Source organism: Cysteiniphilum halobium, from assembly GCF_003574425.1.
GTDB classification, from domain to species: Bacteria; Pseudomonadota; Gammaproteobacteria; order Francisellales; family Francisellaceae; genus Caedibacter; species Caedibacter halobius.
In genome coordinates this window covers 1-627 of record NZ_QLIU01000154.1, presented here as the reverse complement: position 1 = coordinate 627, position 627 = coordinate 1, and the positions used below count along the sequence as shown (strand labels likewise).

Sequence of the window (627 nt, the reverse complement as noted above, 5' to 3'; positions counted from 1 at the left end):
GTATTCCAGAATAAGGTTATATGAAGATTTATCTGGAATGTTAAATGATGGCATAAATGTAAAGCGTGCTCTTACACACCTGATTGATGTAGAAACAGACTACGGGAAGAAAACGGGGTCTTCTGCAACCTACTATATTTGTTGTGAGTGCCTTAATGCACTGAATAACACAGGGGCAATATCTTCAGCATTAAAAAAATATATAAAGGCGGATGAATATCAATTAATATCCAGCGGTGAAATTCGCGGCGACCTTGCGGGAGGGTTAGTTCAGGCCATAAAAATTGTCAGAAGTCGTTCTGAAATGACAATGACTCTTGTTATGTCGATGATTTATCCATCGGTACTGGTTTTTGGTTGTCTTGCAAACATGTCTGTGGTCCACGGTAGGATAACACCTGTTTTCCTTTCTCTCGCACCGAAAGAACGCTGGGCAAGTTCTATGCGATTACTGACAGATACGTCTGGTTTCCTGATTGAAAACGGAACGTATATTCTCTGCTTCTGCATCGTACTGTGTTTCCTGATCAGATATTCGCTTGCGCGTTATACAGGACCGGGCCGTCAGTATCTTGATTACATTCCCCCCTGGTCACTTTATAAAACATTTAATGGTGTAAGTTTTCT

1 protein-coding gene is annotated in these 627 nt (G+C 41.0%); it reads left to right on the top strand.

Annotated elements, in window-relative coordinates; all coding sequences use genetic code 11:
• Nucleotides 1-37: 37 nt before the first annotated feature.
• The coding region (locus DNK85_RS11395; RefSeq protein WP_208123211.1) for a type II secretion system F family protein at nucleotides 38-627 on the top strand (590 nt) is incomplete at its 3' end.